This window comes from Olleya sp. AS48, assembly GCF_038900355.1.
Lineage (GTDB): Bacteria > Bacteroidota > Bacteroidia > Flavobacteriales > Flavobacteriaceae > Olleya.
Map to the genome: position 1 here is coordinate 1 of NZ_JBBMRD010000008.1, position 14365 is coordinate 14365.

Consider the following 14365-nt stretch of genomic DNA (forward strand, 5'->3'; position numbering starts at 1 on the left):
TTCGCTAAAAAGCTAATCAAATTATTTTGTAGCTGGCTTATAATCCTTACCATCGATTACCATTTTAGCGATAATCTTGAATAATTTTCGCTAAAAAGCTAATCAAATTATTTTGTAGCTGGCTTATAATCCTTACCATCGATTACCATTTTAGCGATAATCTCTCTTAAGATTTCGGAAGTACCACCACCAATTGGTCCAAGCCTACTGTCTCTTAATAGTCTTGCTAATGGATATTCTTCCATGTAACCATAACCACCTAAAAACTGAAGACAATCGTAAATAACCTCATCTGCTACTTTTGTAGATTTTAATTTAGACATCGTAGCTTCTTTTACTACGTACTCACCTTTTCCTAATCTATCTGCAATTGTATAGTTAAATGTTTTACAGATTTCTACTTCAGTAATATGGTCTGCTAAACGGTGTCTTAATGCCTGAAAACGGTCAATTGTTTTACCAAAAGCTGTACGCTCTGACATGTATTGCATCGTGTAATCCAAAGCAAACTCTGCTCTAGCATGTGCATTTACACCCATAATTAAACGCTCTGTCGCAAAATGTTGCATGATGTATGCAAACCCTTTATTTTCTTCTCCCATTAAGTTAGATGCTGGAATTGTTACATTATCAAATGCAATCTCTCCAGTGTCTGATGCTCTCCAACCTAATTTATCTAATTTAGTTGCAGACACACCAGGCGTATCTCTATCAATTAAGAAAATACTAATACCCTTATTACCTATTTCTGGATTTGTTTTTGCTGCAACTACTAAATAATCACTGTATACTCCGTTTGTAATAAAGGTTTTTGATCCATTAATTACATATGTATCTCCTTTTTTAACAGCTGTAGATCGCATTCCTGCAACATCACTACCTCCAAAAGGTTCTGTAATACAAAGACATCCAATCATGTCTCCAGTAATACTAGCTGTTAGATATTTTTCTTTTATGGCATCACTACCTTCTGCTTTTAAATGCGTCATTGCTAAATAGGCATGTGCCCACATTGCTGCAGCAAAACCAGCTGAGTTGATTTTTTGTAATTCTTCTAGCAAAATAACCATATAGAAAATATCTAAATCCATTCCGCCATATTGCTCTGGGTAACTAATACCAAAAAAGCCCATATCGCCAAATTTTTTCCAAATAAAGCGTTCTATACTTCCTGTTTTTTCCCATTTATCAATATGAGGTACGACTTCTTTTTTTAAAAATTCGCATAAGCTTTCTCTAAATAAATTATGCTCTTCACTGAAGTACATATTTTCCATAATACGTTGTGTTATTGTTAAGTTCTAATCTAGACGTAAAGATAACTTAATTATCTCTAATTTATTAACAGGAAAACCGTTAACTTTTGTTAATTCGTCAATGGACTTAAACCCATCACGCAAGGTGCGTTCTTCAATTATACTGTGTGCTACCTCATAATCAATATACTTAATAGTCACCAACTGCTCTTTAGTTGCTGTATTTAATGCAATTTTAGTAATTGCTCTTGGTGTTTTAATACTAAAATCCGATTTAATATTATCTATAACCTCTGGCGTTAATCCGTATACTTGTTGCAACTCAATAAACGAGTGAAATCCATTAATTTTATTCCTAAATTTAATGATACGTTCAGAGTATGACGGTCCTATGCCATATACTTTTTGTAATTGTATCGCTGTAGCGGAATTTAAATCAAGCTTCTGCGCTTCGGTTTTTACTGTTTTTGAATAACCTGTTTTAAAATTAGCATGCTTTGGCTTTGGATTTGTTACCCAATCAGGAAATTTAAAAAAAGGCGAAATTTTGTTCAATACCGAATCGGATACCTTAGTAACGTCTTGAAATTGTTTTACAGAATTAATCCATTTGTCTTGCTTTCTAAAAGCTAACAATCTATCAATCTCTTGATTGCTTAATCCTAAAGTGTAACCTTTATAATCTGTAATAAAATTTGGATTAAAGGGATAAATCTTTGGCTTACGTTTTTCTAATTGAATTGCTTTAAGCGAGTCTATTTGTTTTACAAATGCAATAACTTCTGTATCATTTGAAGCAAAATCAGGATTTGTATCCATCAATTTTGGTAATACAAAGTGATAAAAACTTTGCACAACAATCAAAATTAATAGCAATAAAAAAATCCCACTTCGTTGCTTTTTAGAAAACTGGAAGTGGGATTTAAAAGTCATTATAATGTTTTTTATATTTTACATTTCATCAACTAAATCTGTTGCACCATCTTCAATTGCATCTTCTTTTTTATTGATAGCATTCATATACTTAGTAAGCTCCTTTTTAATAACTGGAGATAACATAACTACACCAATAATATTTGGCACTACCATTGCAAAAATCATAGCATCAGAGAAGTCAATAACAGCTCCTAAACTAATCGAAGCTCCTACAACAACAAATAATAAGAATAAAATTTTATAAATTAAATCTGTAATTTTTCCTTTTCCGAATAAGAAAACCCATCCTTGCATACCATAATATGACCAAGAAATCATTGTACTAAAAGCAAATAAAATAACTGCTATTGTTAACACAATTGAGAAGTGAGGAATAACCGTATCAAAAGCTGTAGCTGTAATCTCTACACCTTCTTTAATTTCTACTCCATATTCCATAAAACCACCATCAAAGTTTGTAATAACAATTACTAAAGCTGTCATAGTACAAATAACAACTGTATCTACAAAAGGCTCTAATAACGCAACAATACCTTCACTTGCTGGATATTTAGTACGTACAGCAGAGTGTGCAATTGCTGCAGACCCTACACCAGCTTCATTAGAGAATGCTCCACGACGTACACCCTGAATCATTACTCCAATAACACCACCTAATCCTGCTAATGGTGTAAATGCACCATTAAATATCGCCATAAACGCATCATCAATTAACGTGAAGTTAGCAAACAATATAATTAGTGCTGCTAATACATAAATACCAGCCATAAATGGCACTACTTTTTCTGTTACTGATGCAATACGCTTAATACCTCCAATAATTACAATAGCTACCAATACAGCCATTACAATACCAAAGTACATTCCTGCATTTTCTCCTGTAAGATTAAATAATTTTGTAAACTGAGCTGCTGCTTGATTGGCTTGGAACATGTTACCACCTCCAAAAGATCCACCAACTACAAATATTGCAAAAAGCACAGCTAAAACTTTACCAATTCCACCTGCTCCTTTTTCTTTTAATCCTTTAGTTAGGTAGTACATTGGTCCACCATATACTGTTCCGTCTTCACCTACATCTCTATACTTTACACCTAAAGTACACTCGGCAAACTTAGATGCCATACCTAAAAGACCTGCAATAATCATCCAAAATGTTGCACCTGGACCACCAATTGATAGTGCTACAGCCACACCTGCAATATTACCTAAACCTACTGTAGCAGATAATGCTGCTGTTAACGCTTGGAAGTGAGACACTTCTCCATCTGCACCTTCAGCCTTCATTGTTTCAATAATGTCTCCTCCTGGTGTTTGATCACCATATAACGAGTCTACACCATGTTTTTCAATATCTTCATATTTACCTTGTACTACCTTAATTGCAGTTCTAAATCCAGTAAAATTGATAAACTTGAAATAAATTGTAAAAAATAAAGCACCTCCAATAAGAACAATTAATACCCATGGAATTCTTATAGTATCTGTAAAAGGAATTTCAGAGAAAATACCTTCAACAAACCAACCTGTATATTTTTTAAAGATAGCGTCTATATTATCTGCTGTACTATCTTGAGCAAAGGTTAGCAATGGTAATATTAATGTAAACATCGAGAGAAGATATTTCTTCATAATTTATTTATTTGTTAGTTAATTTTAAGTTAAGATTAGCAAGATGCAAAAAAATGCTGAATTTTTAAAAGAATTCTTGTTAAATACATTAATTAGTCTAAACTAAAAACAGTGTTTAGTTTTTGGATTTGTTCTGGTCGTCCAAGGACAATAACTTTAGAGTTAGGCACTAATTTTAATTCGGCTTCAGGATTTACAATATACTCGCCATTACCATCCTTAAAACCAATGACTGTACATCCTGTCTTATGACGCAAGTCTAAGTCTTTAATAGTCTTGATTCCTGTTTTAGGATCGTAAAGTTTTTCTACTTGTACTTCTTCAATATTAATATTACTTTCTCCTACTATAGCTAGATTATCAATAAACTCTATTAAATCTGGTACAACCACTAAGGAAGCCATATGATCACCACCAATACGATCTGGTAAAATCACGTTATTGGCACCAGCTAGCTTTAATTTTTCATAAGAAGTTTCTTGAGAAGCACGACTTATAATGCGTAAATCATTTTTCATTTGTCTTGCAGATAATACCACAAATAAATTATCTGCATCATTTGGTAAGGCAGAAATTAAGGTGCTTGCTCTAGTGATTCCAGCTTGTAATAAAATTTCATCTTCATTAGCATTACCTAAAACAAAAGGTGTGTTGTCGTCTTCAAATTTTTCAATAATCTCTTTGTTTCGTTCTATAATTACAAAAGGTTGCTTATGCGCCAATAATTTGGTTGCAGCTTGTTTACCGTTTCGACCAAAACCACATATAATAATATGGTTATTTAGTGCATCAATTTTTTTCTGCATTTTCTTTTGTTTTAGTTCTTCAATATTATTTTTACTTAAAATAAATTCGGTAATAATAGTTAAAGCATAACCTACAATTACAACACTGTTTAAAATTAAAAATATTGTAAAAATTTTAGACTTATCGTCTAAAGGTTGCACCTCTCCAAAGCCAACAGTAGTTATAGTTATTACTGTCATATAAAAAGCGTCCACCCAAGTGTAGTGAGACATAAATCTAAAGCCAATAACACCAATAACTAATAGTATAATTAATAATGCAATTGCAGTATATATTTTAGATCTGTAAAGCGTAATTAGTGGGTTAGTCATAATTTAAAGGTCAAACACAGATGAGCGTTTAGTGTATACAATATCTTTTATGCGCATCCAAAATGCTAAAAATAAGTACAACGCAAAACCAAAACCTAGTGTTGCAAAGGTTAAATACATAAACGTGGTGCGCACCACTTTGGCTCTAATACCCAAACGATCTGCAATACGCTGACAGACGTGATAGCCTCGTTTTTGAAAATAGTGTAGCTGTTTATATAAAAATTGCATACTGCAAGATAATTAATTTTGTGCAAGTATAGTATTACCAATTGCACATTTTAAGCAACGGTTTGTATCGCAATATAAATTTTTAAGCTGAATAACTGCTTGACTATCCAACGCTGATCCGGAAACCACTTTTAAGCTAGCAAACTTATCTACTATTCCGTTTTTTTCTGGTTTTAGTTGTTGCATTAAACTAACAATCTCTTCCTCAATAGATTTACCTTGTTGTTGTGCATAACAAAATTTAAGCGGAATGATTGTGTTTATTAATAACAGATCCACAAAAGACTTTGTAATTTGCTTTTTTCTAGTTGAAGATGCTTTGTCAAACGTATAATGCGACTCCCAAAATGGTGAGGTTGACACCGAAAATAATTTATAAATATCCGCAACACTATCCGAAGCAATAACTTTTGAGAACACGTTTTGGTGCAAATGGTATACATTGGCTAATTGTGACAACCTAATCGTAGGAAAATTTGGTGGACGCAGTCTAAAAAACTGAAACGGACTAATACTAGCATTATCAATTTTAAATTTTTGTTTTAAAAACGCATAATCTTTTTGTAGTGCAATATAATACGCCTCCTGAATATCCTGATCCAATAAACCTGCTTGACCAAAAAACAAAGCTTCTAAACTTTGTAAATTACTTTGCTGTTTTCTAACGACCGAAAAATCAAAACTATTAGCCAAACTAAAAAAAGCGTCGCCATTAACTTTAAGACCAAAATTTTTAGCAAGTAATTTAAACAAAACAGCTTCCCAGTTATTATTAGAAGTTTTTAATATCGCTTCAATAGCTTTTGCTTTACTCTCTAAACGCTCAAAAAACAAACGCTCTAACCAATTTGTGACAACAAAAGGAGTAACATTAGTAATCGTGTTTTCGCAATTAATCCAAGTTTGTTTACTATTAAATAACTTAGCATAATTATTTAAAGCCACTTGTGATACATAATTCTTAAGCTGGATGGTTGGGATTTCTGAGTTGTCTTTTCTAAAAACAGGTGTGTCATGCTCCCAAACAACATGTAAAATTACATTATCGTAATTTGGATCAACTTCATGATTATGCACGTACCAATCGCTAGATTTAATATGGATCTCGACATTGCCAGCCCATAATTGACCAGCAATTATAAGTTGCGCATTAAAAAAATCTGGACCAGTATGATAATTATGTGTACCTACATTTTGGATAACAACTTGCTCTCCTTTTGTGGTCTGGAGATTTAAGGTTTCAAATTTTTTAAGTTTCCAGAGATAGTGTAAAAAATCTTCTTGCATGGCTTAAAGTTACACTTTTTTATGTAAGAAAAATACGTAGTTATACGTATTGATTTCTAAACTTAAAACTATTAACTTGACTGAACCTTGGATAAAGCAAATTAAAAACTTGTCTTATCTATATGTTACGTATCATTAACACAAACCGCTAACCAATGATAAATTTTTTTAGAAAAATTAGACAAAATTTACTTTCAGAAGGAAAACTGGGAAAGTACATTAAATACGCAATCGGAGAAATAATACTTGTAGTTATTGGAATTTTAATTGCATTACAGATTAACAATTGGAATGAGAACCGAAAGCAACAATCTGAAATTATAGATATTTACAACCAGATTGCACTTGATTTAGATAATGATATTAGCGAGTTTTCAAGCGTTATCAAATTTTACGATTCTATTAAACCCATTTATGATGCTGTCATTTTAGATACTAGAACAGTAGATTTATTAGACGATGGATTATCTAGAATAATGGCTGGAGGTCCAATAATTAATATGAATAAAGGTGGTATTGAACGCTTAAAATCAATCGCTTCAAAAGATAGTTTATCGTTGCACTTAATTGAATTATATGATACTTCAACAACCCTTAACACTATAGAGAAAAAAATTTCTGACGAATGCTACCAAGTTGTAAATATATTTAGAGATAATTACAAGTGGTATCCAGAATGGATAAGCAAAAGAATAACAAAAGATAATAGCAGTGAAGAGCTGCAAGATTATTTTGTAAATAGTCAAGAATATAGACGTTATGTTATAAGTAGTTACCAGAAATTATACAATGCTTATCTTCCAAATTTGCAATTCGGAATAGTTGAATTTAAAAATATAAGAGCAGCTATTTTAAAACGAATAGATAAATAACCAAACCACAACATATAAATAATTATAGCTAATTTGATCGCTAAATCACGCTACTAAACCTACACAAACACACTTAGTAAATCAATTAAAACCTTTAACTTCGCTTAACAGACCATAATATAGCCATCTACTAGTATTGAAACGCGCTAAACTAATACTACCCATAATTGTCATCGCTCAATTTTGCTGTACCTCACTTTGGTTTGCAGGTAATGGTGTGATTAATGACATGGTCCTAAATTTTAATTTAAAGCTTAGTGCTTTAGGGCATTTAACATCTGCCGTACAATTTGGATTTATTATTGGAACACTAGTATTTGCTATTTTAACAATTGCAGATCGCTTTTCGCCATCCAAAGTGTTTTTTATAAGCGCCTTGTTTGGAGCAACCTTTAACTTAGCTATTATCTGGAATGGACATACTTTAACAAGCTTATTACTGCTTCGGTTTTTAACAGGTTTTTGTTTAGCTGGTATCTATCCTATTGGTATGAAAATAGCAACGGACTACTTTAATACAGGTTTGGGTAAATCGCTTGGTTTCTTGGTTGGCGCTTTAGTGCTTGGTACTGCTTTTCCGCATTTATTAAAAGATTTTACAAGTAGCTATCCATGGAAGTCTGTAATAATTACAACATCCACACTTGCTGTAATTGGAGGTTTATTAATTTTATTTTTAGTACCAAATGGTCCTTATCGTAAACCTAGTTTACACACTACTTTTAAAGCGTGTTTTACAATCTTTAAAAAACACAACTTTAGACATGCTGCTTTTGGTTATTTTGGTCACATGTGGGAATTATATGCGTTTTGGGTTTTTACACCAATAATGCTTAAACAATATAGTATTAACCATAGTATTGCAGATTTAAATATTCCGCTATTATCTTTTTTAATTATTGGATTAGGAGGTGTTGCCTGTATTATAAGTGGCTATGCTGCACAACGTATTGGGACTAAAAAGACTGCTTTTATAGCATTGCTATTATCTTGTATTTGTTGTTTACTATCGCCTTTACTATTTACAGTAACCTCAACAAATATATTTGTTGGTTTTTTAATGTTTTGGGGAATGGTGGTCGTTGCTGACTCACCTTTATTATCGACTTTAATTGCTGAAAGTGCAACACCACAACTTAAAGGCACCTCACTTACTATTGTAAATTGTATTGGTTTTGCAATCTCTATAATAAGTATACAATTATTAACTGCTTTAATTGAAACGACTACTTCCAATGGAATTTATGTGATTTTAGCTTTAGGTCCAATTTTGGGTTTACTTGCTTTAAGTGATAAAAAGAAACCTACTATTAGCCAATAAACTAAAAAAATCCCAATACTAATTGTTGTATTACTACACACAATCCGTATTGGGATATTTATAAAATAAGCGACTTATTTTATTTGATAACTTGTATTATTTGATGTCGACCACTTCTAAATCAAAAACAAGATCTTTACCAGCTAATGGATGGTTTGCATCCAAAACGATAGTTTCTTCTTTAACTTCTACTACCATTAAGTTAGTCTCGCGACCATCTTGTGTTTTAGACACTAATCCCATACCTACTTCTGGCGTCATATCCTGAGGTAAATCTGCTTTACTTACTTCTTGAATTAAAGCTGGATTAACATCACCATAAGCTTCTTCTTTAGCAATTGTGATGGTCTTTTTTTCGTTTAATTTCATATCAATAACTCCTTTTTCAAAACCAGGAATTAATTGTCCTTGACCTAAAGTAAACTCTAAAGGCTCTCTTCCTTCAGACGTATCAAAAATTTGTCCATCAGATAATTTACCTGTGTAATTTACTTTAACTGTGTTGTTTTCTTTTACTTGATTCATACTACATTATAAATTTTAAAACGTACGTTTTGCATAATTTTTATGCTGTAATTATTATAGTTTAAACGTACTGACAGGTTAAACGCTAAAACCAAGCCAAACCCTACACTAAGGGTCAACAAACCTATTTTAGCTTAAATTGCGATTTACTAAACGCCTCCCATTCCTTTGGTGATAGTACTGTAGCTGTTTTTAGTGTTTATAAAATTTAAAAAATATTTATTTACGCAAATCAGCAACTCTGTCATGTTTATGTAAATAACAAAAAATTAAGGTGTCAAAACTGCAAAATACCCATGTAACATTTTAGTAAATTGTAGGTCATAAAAAAAGCCCACAAGTTACTTTGTGAGCTTTTTAAATTATTAGATTAATTAGGATTAGTCTATGTAACCCATTTTACGCATCCAGTCGTCGTTAAACATTTTACCAACATAACGACTTCCATGATCATGGAATAATACCACTACAACATCGTCTTTAGTAAAGTGCTCTTTTAATTGTAACACACCTTTAATTGCTGCTCCTGCACTATTACCTAAAAACATACCTTCTTCTTTTGATAGTCTTTGTGTATATACTGCAGCATCTTTATCTGTTACTTTAGTAAACCCATCGATAATACTAAAGTCTACGTTTTTTGGAAGGATATCTTCTCCAATACCTTCTGTTACGTATGGGTAGATTTCGTTTTCGTCAAAAATCCCTGTTTCGTGGTACTTTTTAAATACCGATCCGTAGGTATCTATTCCCCAAATTTTAATATTTGGATTTTGTTCTTTTAAGTATTTACCAACTCCAGAGATTGTTCCTCCTGTACCTACACCAACAACAAAGTGCGTGATTTTACCATCTGTTTGTTCCCAGATTTCTGGTCCAGTACTTTGGTAATGTGCTTTGGCATTACTTGGATTATCATATTGGTTTACGTACCAACTGTTTTCTATTTCTGTGCTTAATCTTTTTGATACCGAGTAGTAAGATCTTGGATCCTCAGGCTCAACTGCTGTTGGGCAAACCACTACCTCTGCGCCTACTGCTTTTAAGATATCTACCTTTTCTTTACTTTGTTTATCTGCCATTACAAAAATACACTTGTATCCTTTTATAATTGCTGCTAGTGCTAATCCCATTCCTGTATTACCCGAAGTCCCTTCTATAATTGTTCCTCCTGGTTTAAGACGTCCATCTGCTTCTGCATCTTCTATCATTTGTAATGCCATACGGTCTTTAACGGAGTTTCCTGGGTTAAAGGTTTCGTATTTAGACAGTACTAAACATGGTAACTCTGCTGTTAGTTTGTTTAGTTTTACTAATGGTGTATTACCGATGGTTTCTAAAATGTTATTTGCGTATTTCATTAAGGTATTTTATTTTTTTTATTGAAGAAAAAAGCGTCTAATTTATGATTAATCCTTTAAGCTAAAGCTTGAAATTAAGACGTGCTTGTTTCTAATTTTGATTTTGCAAAAGTACGTTAATTGTCTAAAATTGAAAGTTAAAACTACATTAATTTATTTTAAAACTGTCCTTAGCTTTGATTGCGTTAGCGGTAGAAACGACATCCTTTTTTGTGCGCGCTTATGCGCAAAAAAGATATAGTGGATGACGCGACCCTTGTGGTAACGCCCAAATTATTTAATCAAAACGGATGGCCTTTACTGGCGAAATTTTTGAAATAATATATGATGGGACTAACAGCATTAACAAGCACAAAATAAAGGTACCAATGTTTAACGCTATTATGTAACCTATATTAATGTAAACTGGCACTGCAGAGACGTGATAGGTTTTTGGGTCTAATGGGAATAAACCGAAATATTTTTGTAATAATAGTAAACTTAATCCTATGACATTACCCCAAAATAGTCCTTTTAATATTAAATAGGCTGCGTTGTATAAAAATATTTTACGAATGCTATTGTTAGCACTTCCTAAGGCTTTTAGGATACCTATCATTTGGGTACGTTCTAAAATTAAGACTAGCAATGCTGTGATCATGTTAATACCTGCTACTAATATCATAATCCCGATGATGGCGTAAATGTTATTATCAAAGATTTTAATCCACTCGAATATAAAGGGATATTCTTTATCAACCGTTTTAGCATTTAATGTAGAAGGCACCTCTTTAAAAATGGCATCTCCTGTGGCTTCTAAGGTATTATAATCGTCAATAAAAACCTCGAAACGTCCTACTTGGTCGTCCTCCCATTTGTTTAATCGTTGGATTTGTTTGATGTCACCAATCATATATAGTTGGTCCATCTCTTGCAAACCTGAATTGTAAACACCCACAATATTATAGGTAATCACACGTGGAGGTTTGGTCGTGTCCTCTCTTAAAAAATAAGTGTTTATACGATCGTTTAATTTTAATTGTAATCTATTAGCTAGGTATTGCGATATTAAAACATCTGTACTGATATCCTTTGTGTAGTCAGGTAAGCGACCGTCTATTAAAAATGTTTCAAAATATTGCCAGTCGTAGTCTGCGCCTACACCTTTTATAACAACATATTCAAAATCGTTTTCTAATCTAATAATTCCGGATTTAGTTGCAGTACCTTGTATATGTGTTACTTCTGGTACATTTTTAAATGTTGGATAAAAGTCTTGATTGGTAGAGATTGGTCTTATGCTTTCTTGCGAGTTGTTATTATCGTAATTTTGAATAATACTATGACCATTAAAAGCGATTACTTTTTCTCTGATTTTTTGTTGTAAACCAATACCTGTTGCAATAGCAATCATCATTACAATAATACCTAATGCAATTGCTACGATACCAATTTTTATTATTGGTGCCGATATGCTACTTTTATACGCTTTACTATCAATTATGCGTTTAGCTATAAAAAACTCGAAATTCAAACTAGATTATGCGATTTAATGTTTTCAAAAATACAGCTTTATTATTTGTTTTAATACTAATTTCTTGCGCTTCTAAAACGAAAAATAATATAAATGAAACTAATACTGTTTTGGCTAAAACCGAAACTACTTTAGATAACAGCACAACTAAGCCTATTATTGTTGGAGCCAACCAAACCGAAGCGTATTTACCTTTATTAAATGGGAAGCGTGTTGGTATAGTTGCTAATCAAACTAGCGTGATCTTTAAAAATACTTCCCTTAGTAAAACACCAACCTATGATAGTAATACCCATATTGTTGATACTTTACTAGACCTACGTGTTACTGTTAAAAAAGTATTTGCTCCAGAACATGGTTTTAGAGGCACTGCAGATGCTGGCGAAGTGGTAAAAGATGGTATTGATACAAAAACGGGTTTACCTATAATATCATTATACGGAAATAATAAAAAACCTACCGTTGCACAATTACAAGATGTTGATGTTGTTATTTTTGATATTCAAGATGTTGGTGCACGTTTTTACACCTATATATCGTCTTTACATTATGTCATGGAAGCTTGCGCTGAACAAAATAAAACCTTGATTGTTTTAGATAGACCAAATCCAAATGGACATTATATTGATGGTCCAATTTTAGAAAAAGAACATACTAGCTTTGTAGGTATGCATCCTGTACCTGTAGTGCATGGTTTGACTATTGGTGAATATGCACAAATGATTAATGGCGAAAATTGGCTAAACAATGGCGTAAAGTGTAATTTAAAAGTAATTACTATAAAAAATTACAATAGACAAATGGCTTATGACTTACCTATTAAACCGTCTCCAAACTTACCTAATGTTCAGGCTATAAACTTATACCCTAGTTTATGCTTTTTTGAAGGTACTAATGTAAGTGCTGGTCGTGGTACGGATTTGCAGTTCCAGATATATGGTTCGCCTTTTTTACCAAAAACAGATTATACTTTTACGCCTAAATCTAACGAAGGTGCTAAATACCCAAAGCATGAAAACAAAGTATGCCATGGTTATAATTTAAGTAATATTAAACAACAAAGTGGTTTAAACTTAAGCTACTTGATTAACGCTTACAATACTACATCCACTAAATCTGATTTTTTTATTGCTAATGGCTTTTTTACAAAACTTGCTGGTACTAAAAAACTGCAACAACAAATTGAAGCAGGTTGGAGTGAGGACAAAATAAAAGCCACTTGGACAAGTGGCTTGAATGATTTTATGGTTAAACGTAAACCTTATTTATTATATCAATAAAGATTAATCTTCGTAAGGCAAACCGTTAGGTCTTAAGTTTTCTTTTCTGTATTCTTCTCTGGTTTGCTTTTCTACAGATCCATCTTGTATAACAGAGATGTTATATTTGACTTCTTTTTTCTCATGCTTATTGTCTTCTGTCGCTACAGTTTGAACATTTGCAATACGTGCATCTGCTTCTTTTCTTTCAGCTTCAGCAATAGCTCTTAACTCTTCTCTTCTTTTTTCTGCTAATGCTCTCTCTTTTATGGCTTGTTTATTAGCTTCAATTTGTGCTAATTGTCTGTCTGCTTTCTCTCTTTCAGCTTTTGCTCTATTAGCTTCCGCTAAAGCGTGTTCTTGTTTAGATCTAGCTTCAGCTTCTTTTTTAATTAATTCTCTTTGCTCTTGCTCTTTTTGTTTCGCTTCAGCTAAAGCCTGATTTTTTCTAGCTGTATCTTCTGCTGCTCTTTTTATCAACACTCTTTGTTCTCTTTCTTTAGCTTCAGCAGCTTCTTTGCTTTTATTTGCAACACTAGCTAAACGTGTGTCACTACTTGAATTGTGTCTAGGCTTGATATTTCTTTTACGTTGCTCGTCATTAGACAAACTGGCTCTTAAAACATCTTCTTCTAAATCTGCAATAGCATCTATTGGCTTAGTAATAGCACCAACTCTGTTTAAAGAAATTGGATATACAGCATCTTCGCGATAGGCAACAACGGTATATTGTCCTACTTCAAAATGGTGTAATGGAATTTTTGCTTCCTTACTATCTAGATCCATTAAAACAGACTCTTTTTGAGAATGATATAAAAAACTAAATCTATAGATAGATGAGCTACTTTTAAGTATAATAGTATCTCCTGTTCTGTTTAGTACATGAACAAGTCCTGCTTTGGTTGCATTTACATTTTCAACTATAGTTGTTTTAACTTGCGAAAATACCGAAGTACTTAGCATTAACATTAAGAATAGTAGGAATGTTATTTTTTGCCTAATCATAATATAAATTTTATATAGTTACGCTAAAAATCAGTTATAAGGGAGACCA

13 protein-coding genes are annotated in these 14365 nt (G+C 32.4%); 3 read left to right on the top strand and 10 right to left on the bottom strand.

Going from position 1 to position 14365, the window contains the following annotated elements; translation table 11 throughout:
- Nucleotides 1–107 precede the first annotated feature (107 nt).
- The 6 genes from WNY60_RS10670 to WNY60_RS10695 form a co-directional block, all read right to left on the bottom strand.
- Entirely contained in the window at nucleotides 108–1277 is a 1170-nt protein-coding gene (locus WNY60_RS10670) for an acyl-CoA dehydrogenase family protein (protein ID WP_145002554.1), read from the bottom strand.
- A gap of 24 nt (nucleotides 1278–1301) precedes the next feature.
- Nucleotides 1302–2189 (bottom strand): helix-hairpin-helix domain-containing protein, encoded by an 888-nt coding sequence (locus WNY60_RS10675; protein ID WP_342862355.1) that lies wholly within the window; start codon nucleotides 2187–2189, stop codon nucleotides 1302–1304.
- Between the two features lie 18 nt (nucleotides 2190–2207).
- Complete coding sequence (locus WNY60_RS10680; RefSeq protein WP_145002560.1) at nucleotides 2208–3824, bottom strand: alanine/glycine:cation symporter family protein; 1617 nt, start codon at nucleotides 3822–3824, stop codon at nucleotides 2208–2210.
- Nucleotides 3825–3916: 92 nt separating this feature from the next.
- Nucleotides 3917–4942, bottom strand: coding sequence for an NAD-binding protein (locus WNY60_RS10685; RefSeq protein WP_342862356.1), 1026 nt, complete (start codon nucleotides 4940–4942; stop codon nucleotides 3917–3919).
- Between the two features lie 3 nt (nucleotides 4943–4945).
- A complete protein-coding gene (locus WNY60_RS10690; protein WP_028283630.1) occupies nucleotides 4946–5173 on the bottom strand; it encodes a PspC domain-containing protein in 228 nt (75 codons plus the stop codon).
- Nucleotides 5174–5185: 12 nt separating this feature from the next.
- Nucleotides 5186–6460 (bottom strand): DUF2851 family protein, encoded by a 1275-nt coding sequence (locus tag WNY60_RS10695; protein ID WP_342862357.1) that lies wholly within the window; start codon nucleotides 6458–6460, stop codon nucleotides 5186–5188.
- A gap of 155 nt (nucleotides 6461–6615) precedes the next feature.
- Between WNY60_RS10695 and WNY60_RS10700 the strand changes: the two genes are divergently transcribed.
- Both WNY60_RS10700 and WNY60_RS10705 read left to right on the top strand, forming a co-directional pair.
- Nucleotides 6616–7332 carry a DUF6090 family protein gene (locus tag WNY60_RS10700; RefSeq protein ID WP_342862358.1) on the top strand — a complete coding sequence of 239 codons (717 nt, stop codon included), beginning with the start codon at nucleotides 6616–6618 and terminating at the stop codon, nucleotides 7330–7332.
- Between the two features lie 136 nt (nucleotides 7333–7468).
- Nucleotides 7469–8653, top strand: coding sequence for an MFS transporter (locus WNY60_RS10705; RefSeq protein ID WP_342862359.1), 1185 nt, complete (start codon nucleotides 7469–7471; stop codon nucleotides 8651–8653).
- Between the two features lie 96 nt (nucleotides 8654–8749).
- Here WNY60_RS10705 and WNY60_RS10710 read toward each other — a convergent pair whose 3' ends face one another.
- From WNY60_RS10710 to WNY60_RS10720, 3 genes are all read right to left on the bottom strand, one after another.
- Entirely contained in the window at nucleotides 8750–9178 is a 429-nt protein-coding gene (locus tag WNY60_RS10710; RefSeq protein WP_028283634.1) for a peptidylprolyl isomerase, read from the bottom strand.
- A 380-nt stretch (nucleotides 9179–9558) separates the two neighbouring features.
- A complete protein-coding gene (locus tag WNY60_RS10715; protein WP_145002575.1) occupies nucleotides 9559–10539 on the bottom strand; it encodes a pyridoxal-phosphate dependent enzyme in 981 nt (326 codons plus the stop codon).
- Nucleotides 10540–10816: 277 nt separating this feature from the next.
- On the bottom strand, nucleotides 10817–12052 hold the full coding sequence (locus WNY60_RS10720; RefSeq protein ID WP_342862360.1) for an FtsX-like permease family protein: 1236 nt from the start codon (nucleotides 12050–12052) through the stop codon (nucleotides 10817–10819).
- Nucleotides 12053–12060: 8 nt separating this feature from the next.
- Here WNY60_RS10720 and WNY60_RS10725 point away from each other — a divergent pair, with 8 nt between their 5' ends.
- Nucleotides 12061–13332, top strand: a complete 1272-nt coding sequence (locus WNY60_RS10725; protein WP_342862361.1) for a DUF1343 domain-containing protein — start codon at nucleotides 12061–12063, stop codon at nucleotides 13330–13332.
- A gap of 3 nt (nucleotides 13333–13335) precedes the next feature.
- On the opposite strand, the gene WNY60_RS10730 is transcribed toward WNY60_RS10725, so the two are convergent.
- Nucleotides 13336–14316: a hypothetical protein gene (locus WNY60_RS10730; RefSeq protein ID WP_342862362.1), complete on the bottom strand. Its 981-nt coding sequence runs from the start codon at nucleotides 14314–14316 to the stop codon at nucleotides 13336–13338.
- Nucleotides 14317–14365 lie beyond the last annotated feature (49 nt).